The organism is Mycobacterium sp. 1465703.0 (genome assembly GCF_001672975.1).
Classification (GTDB): Bacteria; Actinomycetota; Actinomycetes; order Mycobacteriales; family Mycobacteriaceae; genus Mycobacterium.
Map to the genome: position 1 here is coordinate 1 of NZ_LZKU01000138.1, position 6,486 is coordinate 6,486.

Consider the following 6,486-nt stretch of genomic DNA (forward strand, 5'->3'; position numbering starts at 1 on the left):
CAACCGAGCGATCAGCGCCTCGATGCCGGCCGCGTCGAACACGTCGGTGCGGTATTCGACCGTTCCGCCGATGCCGGCGGGCTGTCCGGCATCGCTGAAGCGTTCGCCCAGTGAGAAGGTCAGGTCCATCCGGGCGGTTTGGGTGTCCACCGGCATCGGCGTGACGTCGACATCTCCCAAGGACAGTCCAGCGGCCGGGCCGCTGTCCTGACCGGCGAAGTTCTGCCAGGCCAGCATCACCTGCACCAGCGGGTGATGCGTCAGGCTGCGGGTCGGGTTGAGCCGCTCCACCAGCACCTCGAACGGCACGTCCTGGTGCTCATAGGCGGACAGGCTGCGCTGGCGCACCTGGGACAGCACCTCGGCGAAGGTGGGGTCGCCGGCCACGTCGACGCGCAGCACCAGGGTGTTGACGAAGAAGCCCACCAGCTCGTCGAGCGCCGGGTCGCGCCGGCCGGCGATCGGAAAGCCGACCGCCACATCGGGATTGGCGCCGAGCTTGGACAGCAGCACGGTGAGCGCGGCCTGGACCACCATGAAGCTGGTGGCATTGTGCTGGCGAGCCACGTCGCCGACCCGGCGTTGTAGCTCGACCGGCCAGTCGATTTCCACTGTCGCGCCGCGCTGATCGGCCACCATCGGGTAGGGCCGGTCGGTGGGCAGCTGTACCCGCTCGGGCATCCCGGTCAAGGCGTCTTCCCAGTACGACAGCTGGGCGGCGATGCGGCTGTTGCGGTCGTCCAGATCGCCGAATTGCGCTCGTTGCCACAGCGTGTAATCCACATACTGCACCGGCAACGGTGCCCAGTCGGGGCCGCGCCCGGCCGCCCTGCTGGCATACGCCACTCCCAGGTCACGTACCAGCGGGGCGATGGACATGCCGTCGGCGGCGATGTGGTGCACCACGGCCACCAGCACATGCCGATCGTCTCCGATGCGGAAAAGCTGTGCCCGCAACGGGATTTGGCCGGACAGGTCAAAGGTATAACGGGCCGTGGTGCCGATGGCCTCCTCCAGCTGGTCTGCCGACCAGTGGCCGGCATCGACCACCTCCCAGCCGAAATCGGCCTTCTCCGCGGGGATTACCACCTGCTGGGGCGTTCCCTCGGGGGCCGCGAACAGGGTGCGCAGGCTTTCGTGGCGGGCCACCACGTCGCCCAGTGCGGCGCCCAGCGCATCGGCGTCGAGGTGACCGTCCAACCGCAGCGCGGCCGCCATGTTGTAAACCGGTGACGGTCCTTGCAGTTGGTCCAGGAACCACAATCGGTTCTGCGCGAATGACAATGGCACCACCGCGGGCCGCTCCCCCGCCGTCAACGGCTCCAGTCCGCTTCCGCCCTCGCCGATCCGCGGTGCCAACTGGGCGATCGTCGGCGCCTCGAACACCACGCGTACCGCGAGGCCGGCGTCCAGGCTGGCGTTGATCGCGGCGATCAGCCGCATCGCGGAGATGCTGTCGCCGCCGAGGTCGAAGAAGGAGTCGTCGATGCCGACCCGATCGACGTCGAGGATTTCGGCGTAGATGCCGGCCAGGATCTCTTCGGTGGGCGTTTCCGGAGCACAGTACCCGCCGACGGTGTATTCGGGTGCCGGCAGGGCGCGAGCGTCCAGTTTGCCGTTGGCGGTCAACGGGATTGCGTCGAGTGCCACCACCGCGGCCGGGACCATGAAGGCGGGCAGCCGTTCGGCCAGCGCAGTGCGCGCCAGGGCCGCGTCGGCTCCGCCGGTGACGTAGCCGACGAGACGTTTGTCACCGGGACGGTCCTCCCGCGCGATGACGACGGCCTGATCGACTCCGTCGAGTCCGGCCAGCGCGGATTGGATCTCGCCGAGTTCGATGCGGTAGCCGCGAACCTTGACCTGCTCGTCAGCACGGCCGAAGTACTGCAGTTGTCCGTCGGCGTTCCAGCGCACCAGGTCACCGGTGCGATACATGCGCATTCCGGCTCCGCCGAACGGGCAGGCGACGAACCGCGATGCGGTCAGACCGGGCCGGCCGACATACCCTGCGGCCACACAGGATCCGGCGACATACAGCTCACCGACGACGCCGGGCGGAACCGGCCGCAACGACTTGTCGAGCACGAACAGCGCCGCCCCGGGCACCGGAGACCCGATCGGCACCGGCCCGTTGCCGCCTGGGGTCAACGGGGCGCTGATGGTCACGCACATGGTCGTCTCGGTCGGGCCGTAGGCATTGACCATTACCCGTCCGGGCGCCCACCGATCCACCACGTCGACCGGGCAGGCTTCACCCGCAGTCACCAGCGACACCGACTCCAGCCCCTCGGGTGACAGCATCGCCAACGCCGACGGTGTCTGGGTCAACACGCTGACTTCCCGGGCGACCAGGACGTCGTGCAGGTCTTGCGGTGAACGCGCCACCGACTCTGGCACCACCACCAGCCGACCGCCGCGCAGCAGCGCGCCGAAGATCTCCCACACCGAGACGTCGAACGCCAACGAGTGATTGTGCGACCACACTCCCGGGGCCGGCAGGCCGGCATCCAGCGAGCTCATCAGCTCGGTCACGTTGCGGTGAGTAACAGCAACGCCTTTGGGGACACCGGTGGTGCCCGAGGTGTAGATCAGATAGGCCACACCCTCTGGCTCCGGCAACGGCAGGCCGGTTTCGGGCAGGGTGTCGATGCGTCGATCATTGACGTCGAGGACGGCCACGCCGTGGCCGTCGAACCGCCCGGCCAGATCGGCGGTGGTGACCGCGACGACCGGCTTGGCGTCGCCCAGCATGAACTCGATCCGGGCATCCGGCGAGGACGGATCGATCGGCAGGTATGCCGCCCCGGTCTTGAGCACCGCGAGGATCGACGCGATCGCCTCGGCTGACCGCGAAAACAGCAGCGCCACAGTCTGTCCCGGGCCGGCCCCGTGCTCCGCCAGATAATGCGCCAATCGGTTCGACGCCTCGTCCAGCTCCCGGTATGTCACCGACAGGTCCTCGCAGACCAGCGCCACCGCCTCCGGCGCCCTGTCCGCCTGGGTGGCGAACAGTTCGGGCACCGACACCGGTGTACTCACCGATGTGGTCAAAACGGCTTTGTTCCCAAGTTCATTCAGGCGGGCGTGCTCGGCCTCGTCGAGCAGATCCACCGACGACAACAGGTGGGTGGGATCGGCGGTCATGGCCGTAAGCACCCGCTGCAACCGTGCGATCAGTGTCTCGATGGTTGACGCGTCGAACACGTCGGTGCGGAATTCCACCCGTCCGCCGATACCGGCGGCTTCACCGGAGGCGTTCCAGCGCTCGGCGAGGGAGAACACCAGGTCCATGCGGGCTGACTGGTCCTCCACCGGCACGGACGTGACCTCGAGGTCACCCAATGCCAGACCGGCGGCCGGGTCATCGTGCCCGGTGAAGTTCTGCCAGGCCAGCATCACCTGCACCAGCGGGTGATGCGTCAGGCTGCGGGTCGGGTTGACCCGCTCCACCAGCACCTCGAACGGCACATCCTGGTGTTCGAACGCCGCCAGGCTGCTTGCCTGGACGCGTTCCAACAGTTCGGTGAAGCTGGGATCGCCGGCCAGGTCTACCCGCAGCACCAAGGTGTTGACGAAGAAGCCGACGAGCGGGTCGAGGGCGGGGTCGCGGCGCCCGGCAATCGGGAAGCCCACCGCCACATCGGAACTCGCGCCGATCTTGGACAGCAATACCGCCAGGGCGGCCTGCACCACCATGAAGCTGGTCGCGTTGTGCTCGCGGGCCAGTCGGCGGACTTGCTCCTGCAGCTCCGCGGGCCAGCCCACGACCACACTGTCGCCGCGCTGATCGGCAACCGGCGGGTAGGGCCGATCAGTGGGCAACTGCAACCGTTCGGGCATGCCGGCCAAGGCCTGCTCCCAGTAGGCCAGCTGGGTGCCGATACGGCTGGTGCTGTCCTCGAGGTCACCGAATTGGGCACGCTGCCACAGGGTGTAATCGATGTACTGCACCGGCAATTCGGCCCATCCCGGGGCCCGCCCGGTGCACCGGCTGGTGTAGGCCACGCTCAAGTCAGCACCCAGCGGGGTGAGGGACAAGCCGTCCGCGGCGATGTGGTGCACCACGATCACCAGCACGTGTTCATCCGCGGCGACCGCGAAAAGCTGTGCCCGGATGGGTATCTCGGATGCCAGATCAAATGTGTAGCGGGTCACCGCCTTGACGGCGTCGTCCAGCCGGCTTGCCGGCCACCCGGTGGCGTCGACGACATCCCAGCCGAATTCGGCGCGCTCGACGGGCACCACCACCTGTTGCGGGGTTCCCTCGTGCGCCGGGAACAGGGTGCGCAGGCTTTCGTGCCGGGTCACCACGTCGGCCAGCGCCGCGCCGAGGGCCTCGGCATCGAGGCGCCCGCGCAGGCGCAATGCCGCCGCCATGTTGTACAGCGGTGAGGGACCTTGGAATTGGTCGATGAACCACAACCGGTTCTGTGCGAACGACAGCGGTACCGCCTCGGGCCGCTCCCCGGCCACCAGCGGCTCCAGGCCGCCCGCATTCTCCGCGATGCGCGGTGCCAACTGCGCAACGGTGGGCGCCTCGAACACGACGCGAACCGGAAGATCGGATTCCAGCGCCGAGTTGATCGCGGTGACCAGGCGCATGGTGGTCAGCGAATCGCCGCCCAGGTCGAAGAACGAGTCGTCGACCCCGACGCGTTCGGCGCCCAGCACTTGTGCGTAGATGCCGGCCAAAATCTCTTCGACCGCGGTGCTCGGGGCGCGGTAATTGTCGACGGTCCGATAGTCGGGTGCAGGCAGGGCGCGGGCGTCGAGCTTGCCGTTGACCGTTACCGGTAGCGCATCCAGCGCCACGACCGCCGTCGGGACCATGTAGCCCGGCAACCGCTCGGCCAATGCCGCGCGCGCCTTGGCCGGGTCTACGGCTCCGGTGACATAACCCACCAGGCGCTTGTCGCCGGGGCGGTCCTCCCGGGCGATGATTACGGCCTGCTCGACCCCGTCGAGCGCGGACAGCGCCGCCTGGATTTCGCCGAGTTCGATGCGGTAGCCGCGCACCTTGACCTGTTCGTCGGCGCGGCCGAGGTAGCGCAGTTGTCCGTCGGGGCCCCAGCACACCAAGTCGCCGGTGCGGTACATGCGGGTTCCGGGTGCGCCGAACGGGCAGGCCATGAACCGCGATGCGGTCAACCCGGGGCGGCGCCAATATCCCACGCCGACACCTTGTCCGGCCAGGTACAGTTCGCCGACCACTCCCGCCGGCACCGGACGTAACCACTCATCAAGGACGAAGAAGGCGGCCCTCGTCACCGGGGAGCCGATCGGCGGGAAGCCCGACCCAGCCCGCAGTGGTGCACTCTTGCAGGCCCACATGGTGGTTTCGGTGGGGCCATATACATTGACCATCACCCGATCCGGTGCCCAGCGGTCCACCAGCTCGGGCGGGCACGGCTCCGCCCCAATCACCAGCGCTGTTCGGTCCAGCCCTTCGGTGGACAAAAGTCCCACCGCCGAGGGGGTTTGGGTCAACACCGTGACGCCCTCGCGGACCAGCAGGGTGTGGAACTCTTCCGGGGACCGCGCCACCGAATCGGGCACCACCACCAGCCGTCCGCCATGCAAAAGTGCACCCCAGATCTCCCACACCGAGAAGTCGAAGGCGTAGGAGTGAAATTGGGTCCATACCTGCTCGGCCGACAAGGCGAAACCCAGCCGCAGGTCGTCGAATAGTTGTGCAACGTTATGTTGGGTAACTGCAACGCCTTTGGGCACTCCGGTGGTGCCCGAGGTATAGATCAGGTGAGCCAGATCGTTGGGCGCCGGGGCCGGCGGCGCTACCACCGGCTGCACCGCGACGGCCGGGTCATTGACGTCGATGACGATCAGGTCGAACCCGTCGAACGTGTCGGCCAGCGCCGCGGTGGTGATTGCGGCCATCGGCGCGGCGTCGGTGAGCATGAACTCGATTCGGGCCGCCGGCAACGCGGGATCGATCGGCAGATACGCCGCCCCGGACTTGAGCACCGCCAGGATCGACACGATCGCCTCGGCCGACCGCGAAAACAGCAGTGCCACAAACTCTCCCGGACCTGCGCCGCGATCCACCAGCAGATGCGCCAACCGGTTCGCCGCCTCGTCGAGCTCGCGATACGTCATCGACCGGTCCTCGAACGTCAGCGCCACCGCGTCCGGAGTGCGCGCCGCCTGCGCGGCGAACAGCCCCGCCACCGTCACCGGCTGCATCGGCTCGGCCAGCACCGCCTCGTTGCCCCACTTCGCCAGTCGGGTGTGCTCGGCGGTGTCCAGCAGGTCCACCGAGGACAGCCGACGGTCGGGCTCGGCGGTGACGGCCGTCAACAGCCGCTGCAGTCGCTCGATCATCGCCTCGACGGTGTCGGCGTTGAAGACGTCGGTGCGGTATTCCGCGGTCACGGCGATGCCCGCGCGCTGACCGGACGCGGTGAACCGTTCGGCCAGTGAGAACGTCAAGTCCATCCGAGCGGTGTTGGTGTGCAACGGCATCGGGGT

General features: G+C 68.0%; 1 protein-coding gene. It reads right to left on the reverse strand.

What is annotated here, in order from left to right; translation table 11 throughout:
- Nucleotides 1-6,486: non-ribosomal peptide synthetase (locus tag A5625_RS12395; protein WP_156748164.1), on the reverse strand; the 6,486-nt coding region annotated here is incomplete at both ends.